This is a genomic window from Streptomyces sp. NPDC001514, assembly GCF_053597075.1.
In genome coordinates this window covers 1-15,013 of record NZ_JBSFHO010000066.1, presented here as the reverse complement: position 1 = coordinate 15,013, position 15,013 = coordinate 1, and the positions used below count along the sequence as shown (strand labels likewise).

Genomic DNA, 15,013 nt, shown 5'->3' with positions numbered 1-15,013 from the left:
CCGGGTGGCCGTGCGTGAGCAGGGTCAGGGCGACCCGTTTCCCGGCCTTCTCGGCGGTCGCGACGACATTCCGGAGGTGTATGTCGTCGAGGGGGGGAGCCAGGTGAGGGGGTACCCCCCTCACCTGCCGTTGAACGCGTCCTTCAGGCGGGAGAACAGCCCCTGCTGCCCCGGCTGGAACTGCCCCATCGGCCGCTCCTCACCCCGCAGCTTCGCAAGCTCCCGCAGCAACCGCTCCTGCTCCGGATCCAGCTTCGACGGCGTCTGCACCTCGACGTGGACGATGAGGTCACCACGGCCCCCACCGCGCAGGTGCGTGATGCCGCGCCCGTGCAGCGGGATCGACTGCCCGGACTGGGTGCCGGGACGGATGTCGACCTCCTCCATCCCGTCCAGCGTCTCGAGCGGCACCTTCGTGCCGAGCGCGCCCGCGGTCATCGGAATGGTCACCGTGCAGTGCAGATCGTCGCCGCGCCGCTGGAACATCGGATGCGGCAGCTCGTGGATCTCGACGTACAGGTCACCGGCAGGACCGCCACCGGGCCCGACCTCGCCCTCGCCGGCGAGCTGGATGCGCGTGCCGTTGTCGACACCGGCGGGGATCTTCACGGTCAACGTACGACGCGAACGCACCCGCCCGTCGCCCGCGCACTCCGGGCACGGCGTCGGGACGACGGTCCCGAAGCCCTGGCACTGGGGGCAGGGACGGGACGTCATGACCTGGCCGAGGAACGACCGGGTCACCTGGGAGACCTCACCACGGCCCCGGCACATGTCGCACGTCTGCGCCGAGGTCCCCGGCGCCGCGCCCTCGCCCGAGCAGGTCGTACACACGACAGCCGTGTCGACCTGGATGTCCTTCGTCGTGCCGAAGGCCGCCTCGCTGAGCTCGATCTCCAGCCGGATCATCGCGTCCTGCCCGCGCCGCGTCCGCGACCTGGGCCCGCGCTGGGACGCCGTACCGAAGAAGGCGTCCATGATGTCCGAGAAGTTCCCGAAGCCGCCCGCGCCGAAGCCTCCGGCACCCGCGCCGGCGCCACCGGACGCGGAGAGCGGGTCTCCGCCGAGGTCGTAGACCTGCTTCTTCTGCGGGTCCGACAGCACCTCGTAGGCGGCGTTGATCTCCTTGAAGCGTTCCTGCGTCTTCGGGTCCGGATTCACATCCGGGTGAAGCTCCCGCGCCAGCCGCCGGAAAGCCTTCTTGATCTCGTCCTGCGATGCGTCGCGGCGCACGCCGAGTACGGCGTAATAGTCCGTGGCCACTACGACTCCGCCAGGATCTGTCCGACGTAACGTGCCACTGCGCGTACCGCTCCCATCGTTCCGGGGTAGTCCATGCGGGTCGGTCCGACCACGCCGAGTTTGGCGACTGCCTCGTCGCCCGAACCGTAGCCGACCGCGACGACGGACGTGGAGTTGAGGCCCTCATGGGCGTTCTCGTGCCCGATCCGTACGGTCATGCCCGAGTCCTTGGCCTCGCCGAGCAGCTTCAGCAGCACGACCTGCTCCTCCAACGCCTCCAGCACGGGCCGGATCGTCAGCGGGAAGTCGTGGCCGAAGCGCGTCAGATTGGCGGTGCCGCCGATCATCAGCCGCTCCTCTGTCTCCTCGACGAGGGTTTCCAGGAGGGTGGCGAGCACCGCGGAGACCGTGCCCCGGTCGTCGAGTTCGAACGACTCGGGAAGGTCCTGCACCAGCTGCGGTACGTCGGTGAAGCGCCTGCCCACCACCCGGCTGTTCAGCCGGGCCCGCAGATCCGCCAGCGAGGTCTCGCCGAACGGCGCCGGGCAGTCCACGTGCCGCTGCTCGACCCGTCCCGTGTCCGTGATCAGCACGAGCATCACGCGGGCCGGGGCGAGTGCCAGCAGCTCCACGTGGCGCACGGTCGAACGGGTGAGGGACGGGTACTGGACGACCGCGACCTGCCGGGTCAGCTGGGCGAGCAGCCGTACCGTACGGGCCACGACGTCGTCGAGGTCGACGGCTCCGTCGAGGAAGTTCTGGATCGCGCGCCGCTCGGGCGACGACAGCGGCTTGACGCCCGCCAGTTTGTCGACGAACAGGCGGTAGCCCTTGTCCGTCGGGATCCGGCCGGCGCTGGTGTGGGGCTGGGCGATGAACCCTTCCTCCTCCAGCACCGCCATGTCGTTGCGCACGGTGGCCGGCGAGACACCGAGCTTGTGGCGCTCGGTGAGGGCCTTGGAGCCGACGGGCTCCTCCGTGCCGACATAGTCCTGGACGATGGCGCGAAGGACCTCGAGTCTGCGTTCGCTGAGCATCGCGCGCACCTCCAGCTGGATCATCGGCGGGTCGTCGGTCTTGCTTGCCTGTTGCTTTCCTGGCTGCTTGGCACTCGTTGCGTCGGAGTGCCAGCCTTCCCCGGGCCAGTGTACGGCCGGTGGGTACGCCCCGAGCAAGGGCGGCCAGGCACTCTGTCGAGGGGACGCCGCTGGTCGCCCGGGATAGCGTCGCCGTATGGACGTCGGTTGGGAAGACTTCGGCTGGGAACGGCTCGCCGACGGCGTGGGCCGCCGCCGCCTGCCGATCTGGGACGCGACGGCCGGAGTTGTGGTCGGGGACGACTCGGTCCTCCTGTACGACACCGGCGCGACACTCCGCGAGGGTGCCGAACTCCGTGCCCAGATCCAGACCCTCCTCGGCGGCCGCCATGTGACCCATATCGCGCTCAGCCACCCGCACTTCGATCATGTCTTCGGCACGGCGGCGTTCTCGGCCGTGCGCGTGTACGGCGCGGTCGGCGTCGACGACCTGCTCGTCCGGGACCGGGACATACTGCGCGACGACGCCATCCGCCACGGGGTGGCGCCCGCCGACGCGGCGCAGGCCACGGATGTGCTGGTCGCGCCGCAGCACGTGGTCTCCGGCGAGTGGACGCTGGACCTCGGCGGCCGGCAGGTCCTCCTCGCGAACGTCGGCCCTGGCCACACGGGCCACGACCTCACCCTGCTCGTGCCCGCCACGGCCACGGACCCGGAGATCGTCTTCTGCGGCGACCTGGTGGAGGAGTCCGGTGACCCCCAGGCGGGCCCCGACGCGATCCCCTCCCGCTGGCCCGCGGCCTTGGACCGGCTCCTCTCGCTGGGCGGGGAGGACGCGGTGTACGTCCCGGGGCACGGGGCGGTGGTGGACGCCGCTTTCGTCCGCGCCCAACGGGACGAGCTGGCCCGGCGGTTCGCGGTGTCGTAGCGTCTGCCCAATGCGCAGCTACAGCCCCGATCTCACCCCTCCCTGGAAGAGGCGGCAGCCCGCTCCAGAGGTGCCGGCCGAGCCGGACCTGGTCGTCGAGGAGGTCACGACCGGCTTCTGCGGGGCGGTGATCCGCTGCGAGGCGGGGACGGTGACCCTGGAGGACCGCTTCGGCAAGCACCGCGTGTTCCCGCTGGAGCCGCGCGGCTTTCTGCTGGAGGGCAAGGTCGTCACGCTGGTCCGGCCGTCCTCCGGCGCCCCCGGACGACCCACCCGCACGGCTTCGGGCTCGGTCGCCGTCCCCGGGGCGCGGGCCCGGGTCGCCCGCGCGGGCCGCATCTACGTGGAGGGCCGCCACGACGCGGAGCTGGTCGAGAAGGTGTGGGGCGACGATCTGCGCATCGAGGGCGTGGTCGTCGAGTACCTGGAGGGCATCGACGACCTTCCCTCGATCGTCGCGGACTTCTCCCCCTCGGCGGACGCCCGCCTGGGCGTACTGGTGGACCATCTGGTCCCGGGCTCGAAGGAGTCCCGCATCGCCGCTTCCGTCACGGACCCGCACGTCCTGGTGGTCGGCCACCCGTACATCGACGTGTGGGAGGCCGTGAAGCCCTCGTCACTGGGAATCGCGGCCTGGCCGTCCGTGCCGCGCGGCCAGGACTGGAAGACGGGCGTGTGCCGCGCGTTGGGCTGGCCCTCCAACACGGGCGCGGCCTGGCAGCACATCCTGTCGCATGTGACGAGCTACAAGGACCTGGAGCCGGCGCTCCTGGGCAGGGTGGAAGAACTGATCGACTTCGTCACCGCGTAGCTGTTGCGGGCAGTCGCGCCGCAACCGTTGTGGGCAGTCGTTCCGCAGGGCGAGCGAAGCGAATGGGGGCACCCCCGTGCCCGAAGGGCTACGGGGGAGTCGGTGACCGACGACAACGCAGCGAGGTGCGGCACCAGGGCACGCGAGCCCGGCAAGATCGGCCGGACAGGGCCTAGTGGGGGAGGGTGGGCACAACCCCCGGTGCCGGGTGCCGTACAGGTGGGCCCTGGGCCCGGAGGCCCGGTCCAGCGGCGTGGACGCTCAGTCCACCAGGTCCCGGACCACCGCATCGGCCAGGAGCCGACCGCGCAAGGTCAGCACGGCACGCCCCGCCTCGTACGGCCCGGGCTCCAGCAGCCCGTCCGCCAGCGCCCGCCGGGACGCCTCCAGGCCCGCCGCGCGCAGGAGCGACAACGGGCACCCCTCCAGCAGCCTCAGCTCCAGCAGCACCCGCTCCACCCGCCGGTCCTCGTCCGCCAGGACCTCCCGCCCGGCCCCGGGCGAGCGCCCCTCCGCCAGCGCCCCCGCATACGCGCCGGGATGCTTCACGTTCCACCACCGCACCCCGCCCACATGGCTGTGGGCGCCCGGCCCGGCCCCCCACCAGTCGGCCCCGCGCCAGTACAGCTCGTTGTGCAGGCAGCGCCCCGCCTCCGTCGTGGCCCAGTTCGAGACCTCGTACCACTCGAAGCCCGCACCGGACAGCACCTCGTCGGCGATCAGGTACCGGTCCGCGTGCACGTCGTCGTCCGTCATCGGCACCTCGCCGCGGCGGATCCGCCGCGCCAGCTGCGTGCCCTCCTCCACGATCAGCGCATACGCGCTGACATGGTCCGGTCCGGCCCCGATCGCCGCGTCCAGCGACGCCCGCCAGTCGTCGTCGCTCTCCCCCGGCGTGCCGTAGATGAGGTCGAGGTTCACATGCTCGAAGCCCGCCGCCCGCGCCTCGGCGACGCACGCCTCGGGCCGCCCCGGCGTGTGCGTACGGTCGAGCACCTTCAGTACGTGCTGCCGTGCGCTCTGCATTCCGAAGGACACCCGGTTGAAGCCCCCGGCCCGCAGCTCCGCCAGATACGCGGGGTCGACGGACTCCGGGTTCGCCTCCGTCGTGACCTCCGCGTCGTCCGCGAGACCGAACTCCTCGCGGACCGCCCCGAGCATCCGTACGAGATCCGCGGCGGCGAGCAGCGTCGGCGTACCGCCGCCCACGAAGACCGTCCGCACCGGGCGCGGATCGTCGCCGAGGACCTTGCGGGCGAGCCGGATCTCCTCGATCAGCGTGTCCGCGTAGTTGTCTCGGGACGCCAGCACGCCGCCGCTGCCGCGCAGCTCGGTCGCCGTGTACGTGTTGAAGTCGCAGTAGCCGCAGCGCGTGGCGCAGTACGGAACGTGCAGATAGAACCCGAGGGGCCGGTCGCCGGCGCCCGCGAGGGCGTGCGCGGGCAGTGCCCCGTCCAGGGGCATGGGCTCACCATCAGGCAGTACGGAAGGCATACGCCCCATTGTCCGCCACGTGCGGAGTTCTCCGGACAGCCGGCGTTCAGCGGGCCTGCAGCACCAGCAGCGCCAGATCGTCGCCCGGCGGGGCATCCGCGAAGGTGTGCACGGCCTGCCTTATCCGGTCGGCGACGCCCTGGGCCGTGAGCCCGACACACTCCGCGAGGGCCCGCGCCAGCCCGTCGCCGTCGTCGAACATCCGCTGCCCGGAGCGCCGCTCGGTGACCCCGTCGGTGACGCAGAGCAGCGTGTCGCCCGGCTCCAGGTCGAAGGTCTGGCTCTCGTACGCGGCGTCCTCGACGACTCCGAGAAGCAGCTGGGACTCGGCGGCCGGGCGAACCGTCCCGTCGGGGCGCAGCAGCAGGGGGAGCGGGTGGCCGGCGCAGGCGAGGGTGCAGCGGACGCCGGTGCTGTCGGGGAGCGGGGTGAGCTCCCCGTACAGGAGGGACAGGAAACGCGACTGCGGCCCCTCGTACGTACCGTCGAGGGTCGCCCGGTCGGGACCCGCGACCATGAGCGCCGCCGCCTCGGCGGCCTCCAGGGCGTCGTCGAGGAGCAGACCGTTGAGGCGGTCGAGGACCTCGCCGACCTGGTAGCCCTCGCGGGCGAGCAGGCGCAGCCAGGGGCGGGCGAGGCCGGTGACCACGGCGGCTTCGGGGCCGCTGCCCTGGACGTCGCCGAGCATGAAGCACCAGCGGCCGCCGTTGCCCGCCGGGAAGATGTCGTAGAAGTCGCCGCCCGCGAGGCCCTCGTCGCTGGGCTCGTACACGAGGGAGCTGTCGACGCCGGGAATCTGCGCGACCTGGGCGGGCAGCAGGCCGCGCTGGAGCACCCGGCTGATGGTGGCCTGCCGGGTGTAGGCGCGGGCGGCGCCGATCGCGAGGCCGACGCGGCGCGCGAAGTCCTCGATCAGCGCGGTCTCCTCGCCGGAGACGCCCGCGCGGGCGTCCGGCGGGCCTTCGCGGCCCAGCAGCAGGGTGCCGACGGGCCGCGCGCCGGCGATCAGCCGGAACGCGACGGCGCTCCGTTCCCCGGCCGCGGGGTCCTCGGGCCAGGCGACAGGAACGGGCACGGCCGCACCGCGGGCATCGTGCGCCAGCCGCGGCGGCTCCTTGGCCAGCACCGCGTGCAGGCTCTCGATCGCGGACTCGTCCGCGTGCCAGACCTTGGCCAGCCTGGGCAGGGGCCCTGTCTCGCCGTCCAGCCACACCGCGCACCAGTCGGCGAGCCGCGGCACCAGCAGCTGCCCGGCCAGCGCCGCGACCATGTCCTCGTCGAGCTGCCCTGCCAGCAGGTCGGACGCCTCGGCGAGAAACGACAGTGCCCCGCGGCCCGTCCAGTCCCGGTCGTCCCGGACGGCCCTGCGCGGCGCCGGAGCGAGGATCTCGGCGGCCCGCAGCCCGCGCTGCGCCACGCCCGCCCCCGCCGCACCGCACCCGTCGAGCGCCAGCCGTGCCCACACCGCCTTGAGCCCCGGCCGGTAGGTGATCCCCCAGGACGCGGCGAGCGCCGCGACCAGCTGCAGCCCCCGGCCGTACTCCGGCTCGTCGGACGCCGCCCCGGGATCCGGCGCGTCGCTCCGTACCGCGCGCGCCGGATGATGGTCGGCCACCTCGACGACCAGCGACGCCGGATCGTCGTCGCTCGCCCCGTCCAGCCGCACGAGCACCTCCACGGTGGTCCCCGCGTGCACGACGGCGTTGGTCACGAGTTCGCTCACGACGAGCACGGCATCGTCGGCCATCCGGTCCGCGCCCCGCGTGGCCACCATGCCCAGCCGCGTCCAGTCGGCCAGCGCCACCCGCACGAACCGCCGCGCGGCGGACGCGGCCAGCGGATTCCCCGGCAGGCTGGTGCGCGCCGCGGCCCGTGCGTCGCCGCGCTGCGAGATGAGGTGCACCGACCGGTGAGTGGTCTCCTGCTGCATCGGAACGGACCCCACGCTGCGGCTCCTGTCCGGATCTGGCGTCGCCCCACGGCGACTGACGACAGGGACAGAGTGACAGACCGAGCCCGCCCGTAAGCGGCGAGTCATCGAACTCGGGGGGCCCGAACATACCCGGACGGCGGCATTCCGTCATGAAAGGGGCGCGAGGTGTGCCGGTGAGCGCGCAGGGGGGCCGGCGCAGAGGGCCGCGCCCCGAACAGAGGAAGCAGGGAGCCGCGCCCCGGAAAGAGGTCGGCGCAGAGGGCCATGCCCCCTGCGCCGACAAGCCGTGCGCGGTGCTACGCCTCCCGCGAGCCCTCGTACATCGACTCGATCAGGTCCTTGTACTCACGTTCGACGACCGGCCGCTTCAGCTTCAGACTGGGCGTCAGTTCGCCGTGCTCGATGTCCAGGTCACGCGGCAGCAGGCGGAACTTCTTGATGGTCTGCCAGCGCTGCAGGCCCTGGTTGAGACGCTTCACGTAGCCCTCGATGAGCTGCTCCGTCTGCGGGGCGGCGACGACCTCTGCGTAGGACTTGCCGTCGAGGCCGTTCTCCTTGGCCCAGCCGAGGATGGCCGGCTCGTCGAGGGCGATGAGGGCGGTGCAGAAGTTCCGGTCCGCGCCGTGGACCAGGATGTTGGAGACGAACGGGCAGACGGCCTTGAACTGACCCTCGACCTCGGCCGGGGCGATGTACTTGCCGCCGGAGGTCTTGATGAGGTCCTTCTTGCGGTCGGTGATCTTCAGATAGCCGTCGGCCGACAGCTCGCCGATGTCACCGGTGTGGAACCAGCCGTCGGGCTCCAGCACTTCGGCGGTCTTCTCCGGCAGCCCGTGGTAGCCCTGCATGATGCCGGGGCCGCGCAGCAGGATCTCGCCGTCATCCGCGATGCGGACCTCGCAGCCGGGCACCGGCTTGCCGACGGTGCCGGTGCGGTACGCCTCGCCCGGGTTGACGAAGGAGGCGGCGCTGGATTCGGTGAGGCCGTAGCCCTCCAGGATGTGGATACCGGCGCCGGCGAAGAAGAACCCGATCTCGGGCGAGAGAGCCGCGGAGCCGGAGACGGCGGCGCGCAGCCGGCCGCCGAAGGCCTCGCGGAGCTTGGAGTAGACGAGCGCGTCGGCGACCTTGTGCTTGGCGGTGAGACCGAAGGAGGCCGAAGCCGTGCCGGTGCGGCGGAAGTTGTCCTGCGATTCCTTGGCGTACTCGCGCGCGACCCCGGCCGCCCACTGGAAGATCTTGTACTTGGCGGCGCCGCCGGCGCGCGCCTTGGCGGCCACCCCGTTGTAGACCTTCTCGAAGATGCGGGGCACGGCCGCCATGTACGTCGGCTGGACGACCGGGAGATTCTCGATGATCTTGTCGACGCGGCCGTCGACGGCGGTGACGTGCCCGACCTCGATCTGGCCGGAGGTCAGGACCTTGCCGAAGACGTGCGCGAGCGGCAGCCACAGGTACTGGACGTCGTCCTTGGTGACGAGGCCGGTCGCGGCGATGGCCTTGGCCATGTACGACCAGTTGTCGTGCGGCAGCCGGACGCCCTTGGGGCGACCCGTGGTGCCCGAGGTGTAGATGAGGGTGGCGAGCTGCTCGGAGGTGATCGCCTCGACGCGCTCCTTGACCGCGCTCGGATGCTTGGCGAGGTACTCGGCGCCGCGCGCCTCCAGGTCGGCGAGGGAGATCACCCAGCCCTCGGGGTCGCCTTCGGCCGGCTCGGCAGCGGCAGGGTCGATCACGACGACGTGCTGGAGGTTCGGCAGCTCGGCGCGCTTCTCACGGGCCTTGGCCAGCTGGGCCGCGTCCTCCGCGACGAGCACGCGGCTCTCGGAGTCGGAGAGGATGTACGCCGACTCCTCGGCGTTGGTCTGGGGGTAGACGGTCGTCGTGGCCGCACCCGCGCAGAGGATGCCGAGGTCGGCGAGGATCCATTCCACCCGGGTGGCGGAGGCGAGCGCGACGCGCTCCTCGGACCGCACCCCCAGATCGATCAGCCCGGCCGCGATGGCGTACACCCGCTCGGCGGCCTCGCCCCAGCTCAGCGACTTCCATTCGTCGGGGCCCTGACCGGTGGCGGACGGGACCGGGTAGCGGTACGCCTCCGCATCCGGAGTCGCCGCCACGCGCTGGACGAAGAGGGTCGCCACAGAGGGCGGTCGGTTCTCGATCTGGGTCTGTGTGTCGGTCACGACATCCTCCGGGCCTGCTGCGGCGTTGCTGCACGACTGGCTTTGACTGCACGACTGACTTTGAACTGCACGGCTGACTGTTCTGCTCGGCCGGTCACGGTTGTTTAACTCGTGAGTAACCCCGAGCGAGATCAGGGTAGAGCGCCGCGCACCGCCGCGTAAGAGGCTGTGGGCTGCCGCTTGATAACGAACGGGCCCCCGCGCCGCAGCGCAGGGGCCCATGGGCCGGGTCAGGCAAATGGGGCACTTGGTGCTTCTGAGCTACCCGGCCGCCACCGCTTCGCCACTTCTGCGAAGCTTCTCCGCCGACCCGCGTCCTTGTTTCGCCGGTATTACTTCTTCGCCTTGCCACCTGCGGAGTCGTCGCTGGAGAGCACCGCGATGAACGCCTCCTGCGGAACCTCCACAGAACCGACCATCTTCATCCGCTTCTTGCCCTCCTTCTGCTTCTCGAGCAGCTTCCGCTTACGGGAGATGTCACCGCCGTAGCACTTGGCGAGGACGTCCTTGCGGATGGCGCGGATGGTCTCGCGGGCGATGACCCGGGAGCCGATGGCGGCCTGGATGGGCACCTCGAAGGCCTGGCGCGGGATCAGCTCCCTGAGCTTGGCCACGAGCCGTACGCCGTACGCGTACGCCGCGTCCTTGTGGGTGATCGCGGAGAACGCGTCGACCTTGTCGCCGTGCAGCAGGATGTCGACCTTCACCAGCTGGGCGTTCTGCTCGCCGGTGGGCTCGTAGTCGAGCGACGCGTAACCGCGGGTCTTGGACTTCAGCTGGTCGAAGAAGTCGAAGACGATCTCGGCGAGGGGGAGGGTGTAGCGGATCTCGACCCGGTCCTCGGAGAGATAGTCCATGCCGAGCAGCACGCCACGGCGGTTCTGGCAGAGCTCCATGATCGAGCCGATGAACTCGCTCGGCGCGAGGATCGTCGCCCGTACGACCGGCTCGAAGACCTCGTCGATCTTGCCCTCGGGGAACTCGCTCGGGTTGGTGACGGTGTGCTCGCTGCCGTCCTCCATGACGACCCGGTAGACCACGTTGGGCGCGGTCGCGATCAGGTCGAGGCCGAACTCGCGCTCGAGCCGCTCGCGGATCACATCGAGGTGGAGCAGGCCGAGGAAGCCGACGCGGAAGCCGAAGCCGAGGGCCGCGGAGGTCTCCGGCTCGTAGACGAGGGCGGCGTCGTTGAGCTGCAGCTTGTCGAGGGCGTCACGCAGCTCGGGGTAGTCCGAGCCGTCCAGCGGGTAGAGGCCGGAGAACACCATCGGCTTGGGGTCCTTGTAGCCGCCGAGCGCCTCGGTGGCGCCCTTGTGCAGGGTCGTGATCGTGTCACCGACCTTGGACTGGCGGACGTCCTTCACACCCGTGATGAGGTAACCGACTTCACCGACGCCGAGGCCGTCGGCCGGGAGCATCTCCGGGGAGTTGGTGCCGATCTCCAGCAGCTCGTGCGTGGCGCCGGTGGACATCATCCTGATGCGCTCGCGCTTGTTGAGCTGACCGTCGATGACTCGTACGTACGTGACGACGCCGCGGTAGGAGTCGTAGACGGAGTCGAAGATCATCGCGCGGGCCGGGGCGTCCTTGACGCCGACCGGGGCGGGAACGTCCTGGACCACCCGGTCGAGCAGGGCGTCGACGCCGACGCCGGTCTTGGCCGAGACCTTCAGCACGTCCGAGGGGTCGCAGCCGATGAGGTTCGCGAGCTCCTCGGAGAACTTCTCGGGCTGCGCGGCCGGCAGGTCGATCTTATTGAGGACCGGGACGATGGTGAGGTCGTTCTCCATCGCAAGGTAGAGGTTGGCGAGGGTCTGCGCCTCGATGCCCTGGGCGGCGTCCACCAGCAGGACCGTGCCCTCGCAGGCGGCGAGGGAACGGGACACCTCGTACGTGAAGTCGACGTGGCCCGGAGTGTCGATCATGTTGAGGATGTGGGTCTTGCCCTGGCCCTCGCCCGTGGTGGGCGCCCAGGGCAGACGCACAGCCTGGGACTTGATCGTGATGCCGCGCTCACGCTCGATGTCCATACGGTCGAGGTACTGAGCGCGCATCTGCCGCTGCTCGACCACACCGGTGAGCTGAAGCATCCGGTCGGCAAGCGTGGACTTGCCGTGGTCGATGTGCGCGATGATGCAGAAGTTGCGGATCAGAGCCGGGTCGGTACGGCTCGGCTCGGGCACATGGGTAGGGGTCGCGGGCACGCAGGGTCCTGATTCTTGAGCGCCGGGCGCTCGTGTCTCGGGTCGAAGTCGGACGATGTCGGATCGATACGCAGTCTCCATCGTCCCATGGCTGCGGCCCGGTGCTCGGTTTGGGCCGGTCCGACAGCGGCTGGTAGCCTGGGCAGCTGTGTCTCGTACGCCCTCTCGGCCGCGAGTCACACCTCTGAAGATCATCGAACCTGAAAAGGCTCTTTCGTGGCGAACATCAAGTCCCAGATCAAGCGGAACAAGACGAACGAGAAGGCGCGCCTGCGCAACAAGGCCGTCAAGTCCTCGCTCAAGACCGCGATCCGCAAGGCCCGTGAGGCTGTCGCGGCGGGTGACGTCGAGAAGGCCACCGTGGCCGCTCGCGAGGCCTCCCGCAAGCTCGACAAGGCTGTCTCGAAGGGTGTCATCCACAAGAACGCCGCCGCCAACAAGAAGTCGGCGCTGGCGTCCAAGGTTGCCTCCCTCCAGGGCTGAGCACTCCTGCTATAAGCCCGGGGGGCGACCCCCGGAACCCCGGCAGAAACCCCACGGGGTGACACGCCGGACGACTTGATCGCCGGAAAGGACCAGGCGGGCCCTCTCATCCGCCCCCGACCGGCACCCCCGGACTCGCACGCGGCCTGCGTTCGCCACGCGGGTGCGAGTCCAACGTCTTACGCCGAAGGCCCCGGCCTCGCCCTTCCCCAGGACGAGCCCGGGGCCTTCGCCGTACGCGGGGTGCGGGGGCGGGCTGGGTGGGACCGGGTGGGACGGGGTGGGGCGCGGGTGCGGGACTGAGTCGGGAAGCGGGCGCGGCTGACGCCGGGGGGCCCGGAGACCGGGGCGGGGGCTCGGGCTCGGGGTCAGGCTCGCTCTCGGGCTCGGGCTCGGGGCGCAGCCCCGTCACGCTAACGCCGCAGACGCGCCGCCCTCGCCACCGTCACCACCGCTTTCTCCAGTGCGTACTCCGCATCGTCCCCGCCCCCCTTGACGCCTGCGTCCGCCTCCGCGACCGCGCGCAGCGCGATCGCCACCCCGTCCGGCGTCCAGCCACGCATCTGCTGTCGCACCCGGTCGATCTTCCACGGCGGCATCCCCAGCTCCCGCGCAAGGTCGGCCGGCCGGCCGCCCCTCGCCGACGAGAGCTTGCCGATCGCGCGCACGCCCTGGGCCAGCGCGCTGGTGATCAGCACCGGAGCGACCCCGGTCGACAGGGACCACCGCAGCGCCTCCAGTGCCTCCGCGGCACGGCCCTCCACCGCCCGGTCGGCGACCGTGAAGCTGGACGCCTCCGCCCGCCCCGTGTAGTACCGCCCGACGACGGCCTCGTCGATCGTCCCCTCGACGTCCGCGACGAGTTGCGACACCGCGCTCGCCAGCTCCCGCAGATCGCTGCCGACGGAGTCCACCAGGGCCTGGCACGCCTCGGGCGTCGCGGACCGACCCAGCGCGCGGAACTCTGACCGCACGAACGTCAGGCGCTCCGCCGGCTTCGTCGTCTTGGGACACGCCACCTCACGAGCGCCGGCCTTGCGCGCCGCGTCCAGCAGGCCCTTGCCCTTCGCTCCGCCCGCGTGCAGCAGGACCAGGGTGATCTCCTCGACCGGCGCGTCGAGATACGCCTTGACGTCCTTGATCGTGTCGGCGGACAGATCCTGCGCGTTCCGCACGACGACGACCTTGCGCTCCGCGAAGAGCGAGGGGCTCGTCAGCTCGGCGAGGGTGCCGGGCTGGAGCTGCTCCGGGGCGAGGTCGCGTACGTCCGTGTCAGGGTCGGCGGCCCTGGCGGCCGCGACCACCTGCCGCACGGCACGGTCCAGCAGCAGGTCCTCCTGGCCCACGGCGAGCGTGAGGGGGGCGAGGGGGTCGTCGTTCGTGTTCTTCCTGGTGGCCATCGCGGTCCAGCATCGCACGGGGCACCGACACTCCGCGGTCCGCCGGGGCGCCGGGGCCTGCCCCGGCGCTACGGCTCGCTAGGCCTGCTCGCGCCAGCCGTCCCAGTCCGCGACGAAATCGTCGAGTTCGGCCGCGTCGAGCCGGCCCTCCGGATCCTCGACGACGACCAGCCACTGGGCGTCCTCCGCGTCGTCCTCGCCGGCCAGCGCGTCCCGGAACAGCTGGGGCTCCTCGGCCACACCGAAACGCTCCCCCACGGTCTCGGCGACCTCCTCCGCGGCGTCGCGATCGGGCAGCACCAGCACATGTCTCACATCGTCCACCGCCATATTGTGCCGGTCATCCGACGCCCGGCCGACGCACCTCCGGGACCCGGTCCAGCACGACACCGAAGTGGTCCCGGTACGCGGCAAGCACCTCCGCGTCGTCCCCGAGCTGCCGCTCCTCCCGCTCGCCGTGCACCGTCACCACCAGCTTCCGGCCGGTCAGGGTGATCCGGCCGTCCTCGGTGAGCCGGGAGCAGACGAGGGACTGGGTGAAGTGGGAGGCGGGCGAGGTGCGGTGGTACCAGGCACCCGCCTCGAAGTCCGCCAGTGCACGCGGACGCCGGTCCATCCGGAACTGCGGTTTGCCGTCGCGCAGTACGTCGAGATCCCCCTCCGGCGCCTCGACGATCCGGAACGTACCCGCCGGGTCGCTCTGCTCGCCCCGCTCCTCCAGCAGGAGGGGGTGGTGGCTGTGGTCGCCGAACCCCACATCGGCCAGCCAGGGGCCCGTTCCGTCCCCGGCCTCCACGCGCAGGGTGAGATGGTCGTACGGGATGCCGAGCCGTCCGTCCTTCCCGAACACCCGGCCCTGGAGCAGGGTGACGCCGAAGCCGAGCCCGCGAAGCAGCGCCGCAAAGGCGCCGTTGAGTTCGTAGCAGAAGCCGCCGCGGCGGGCTCCCACGACCTTGTCGAGGAGCGGCTTGTCCTCCAGGACCAGGTTCTCCCCCAGATGGATCGAGAGGTTCTCGAACGGTACGGAGAGCAGGTGCCGCAGCTGCAGTTCGCGCAGCGCCTCGGCGTCCGCCCGCTCGGGGCGCGGGGCTCCGATACGGCGGAGGTAGGCGTCGACGGTCTCCGGCGGCGGCTGCTGCGGTCGGGTTTCCATGCACGCAGTCTCGCCGGAGGTGCACGGATGCGCCATGCGCCACTGGTCCTAGGTGTATTGACCCGCAGCGTTGTTGACGCGGCTGATCGGAGGTTGCCCTCCGATTGCGGTGTGGCAGCGGTGGTGGTTGTAGGTGTGGAGG

At 71.1% G+C, this 15,013-nt stretch carries 12 protein-coding genes and 1 pseudogene; 3 read left to right on the top strand and 10 right to left on the bottom strand.

Features of this window, described 5'->3' with window-relative positions; genetic code table 11:
• The 3 genes and pseudogenes from ACWCXB_RS36040 to hrcA all read right to left on the bottom strand — a co-directional run.
• Positions 1-94 (bottom strand): annotated as a pseudogene (locus ACWCXB_RS36040) (MBL fold metallo-hydrolase); the annotation flags it as partial.
• Positions 95-120: 26 nt separating this feature from the next.
• Entirely contained in the window at positions 121-1,263 is a 1,143-nt protein-coding gene (gene dnaJ / locus ACWCXB_RS36035; RefSeq protein WP_450728631.1) for a molecular chaperone DnaJ, read from the bottom strand.
• Positions 1,263-2,279, bottom strand: a complete 1,017-nt coding sequence (hrcA, locus tag ACWCXB_RS36030; RefSeq protein ID WP_450728635.1) for a heat-inducible transcriptional repressor HrcA — start codon at positions 2,277-2,279, stop codon at positions 1,263-1,265. The genes dnaJ and hrcA overlap by 1 nt, the downstream gene beginning before the upstream one ends.
• A gap of 196 nt (positions 2,280-2,475) precedes the next feature.
• Here hrcA and ACWCXB_RS36025 point away from each other — a divergent pair, with 196 nt between their 5' ends.
• Together ACWCXB_RS36025 and ACWCXB_RS36020 are read left to right on the top strand one after the other, a co-directional pair.
• Positions 2,476-3,207: an MBL fold metallo-hydrolase gene (locus tag ACWCXB_RS36025; protein ID WP_450728629.1), complete on the top strand. Its 732-nt coding sequence runs from the start codon at positions 2,476-2,478 to the stop codon at positions 3,205-3,207.
• A gap of 10 nt (positions 3,208-3,217) precedes the next feature.
• Positions 3,218-4,018, top strand: coding sequence for a DUF3097 domain-containing protein (locus ACWCXB_RS36020; RefSeq protein ID WP_450728627.1), 801 nt, complete (start codon positions 3,218-3,220; stop codon positions 4,016-4,018).
• A gap of 261 nt (positions 4,019-4,279) precedes the next feature.
• Here the strand turns inward: ACWCXB_RS36020 and hemW are convergent, their stop codons facing one another.
• From hemW to lepA, 4 genes are all read right to left on the bottom strand, one after another.
• Positions 4,280-5,512, bottom strand: coding sequence for a radical SAM family heme chaperone HemW (gene hemW, locus ACWCXB_RS36015; RefSeq protein ID WP_450728625.1), 1,233 nt, complete (start codon positions 5,510-5,512; stop codon positions 4,280-4,282).
• A gap of 46 nt (positions 5,513-5,558) precedes the next feature.
• A complete protein-coding gene (locus ACWCXB_RS36010) occupies positions 5,559-7,442 on the bottom strand; it encodes a SpoIIE family protein phosphatase (RefSeq protein ID WP_450728633.1) in 1,884 nt (627 codons plus the stop codon).
• Between the two features lie 299 nt (positions 7,443-7,741).
• Positions 7,742-9,631 (bottom strand): AMP-dependent synthetase/ligase, encoded by a 1,890-nt coding sequence (locus tag ACWCXB_RS36005; RefSeq protein ID WP_450728623.1) that lies wholly within the window; start codon positions 9,629-9,631, stop codon positions 7,742-7,744.
• 332 nt (positions 9,632-9,963) lie between these two features.
• On the bottom strand, positions 9,964-11,835 hold the full coding sequence (lepA, locus tag ACWCXB_RS36000) for a translation elongation factor 4 (protein ID WP_450728622.1): 1,872 nt from the start codon (positions 11,833-11,835) through the stop codon (positions 9,964-9,966).
• Between the two features lie 216 nt (positions 11,836-12,051).
• On the opposite strand from lepA, the gene rpsT reads away from it, so the two are divergent.
• Positions 12,052-12,318 carry a 30S ribosomal protein S20 gene (gene rpsT / locus ACWCXB_RS35995; protein ID WP_017944951.1) on the top strand — a complete coding sequence of 89 codons (267 nt, stop codon included), beginning with the start codon at positions 12,052-12,054 and terminating at the stop codon, positions 12,316-12,318.
• Positions 12,319-12,731: 413 nt separating this feature from the next.
• Here rpsT and holA read toward each other — a convergent pair whose 3' ends face one another.
• The 3 genes from holA to ACWCXB_RS35980 all read right to left on the bottom strand — a co-directional run bounded on the left by holA (position 12,732) and on the right by ACWCXB_RS35980 (position 14,871).
• On the bottom strand, positions 12,732-13,718 hold the full coding sequence (holA, locus tag ACWCXB_RS35990; RefSeq protein WP_450728620.1) for a DNA polymerase III subunit delta: 987 nt from the start codon (positions 13,716-13,718) through the stop codon (positions 12,732-12,734).
• 78 nt (positions 13,719-13,796) lie between these two features.
• Entirely contained in the window at positions 13,797-14,042 is a 246-nt protein-coding gene (locus tag ACWCXB_RS35985) for a hypothetical protein (RefSeq protein WP_450728618.1), read from the bottom strand.
• A gap of 16 nt (positions 14,043-14,058) precedes the next feature.
• Positions 14,059-14,871, bottom strand: coding sequence for an arylamine N-acetyltransferase family protein (locus ACWCXB_RS35980; protein WP_450728616.1), 813 nt, complete (start codon positions 14,869-14,871; stop codon positions 14,059-14,061).
• Positions 14,872-15,013: the final 142 nt, after the last annotated feature.

Excerpts from the sequence above, each read along its gene's own strand:
- holA (WP_450728620.1), bottom strand. The coding sequence starts at position 13,718 with ATGGCCACCAGGAAGAACACGAACGACGACCCCCTCGCCCCCCTCACG.
- hrcA (WP_450728635.1), bottom strand. The coding sequence starts at position 2,279 with ATGCTCAGCGAACGCAGACTCGAGGTCCTTCGCGCCATCGTCCAGGAC.
- hemW (WP_450728625.1), bottom strand. The coding sequence starts at position 5,512 with ATGCCTTCCGTACTGCCTGATGGTGAGCCCATGCCCCTGGACGGGGCA.
- ACWCXB_RS36020 (WP_450728627.1), top strand. The coding sequence starts at position 3,218 with ATGCGCAGCTACAGCCCCGATCTCACCCCTCCCTGGAAGAGGCGGCAG.
- ACWCXB_RS36010 (WP_450728633.1), bottom strand. The coding sequence starts at position 7,442 with ATGCAGCAGGAGACCACTCACCGGTCGGTGCACCTCATCTCGCAGCGC.
- ACWCXB_RS36025 (WP_450728629.1), top strand. The coding sequence starts at position 2,476 with ATGGACGTCGGTTGGGAAGACTTCGGCTGGGAACGGCTCGCCGACGGC.
- ACWCXB_RS35980 (WP_450728616.1), bottom strand. The coding sequence starts at position 14,871 with ATGGAAACCCGACCGCAGCAGCCGCCGCCGGAGACCGTCGACGCCTAC.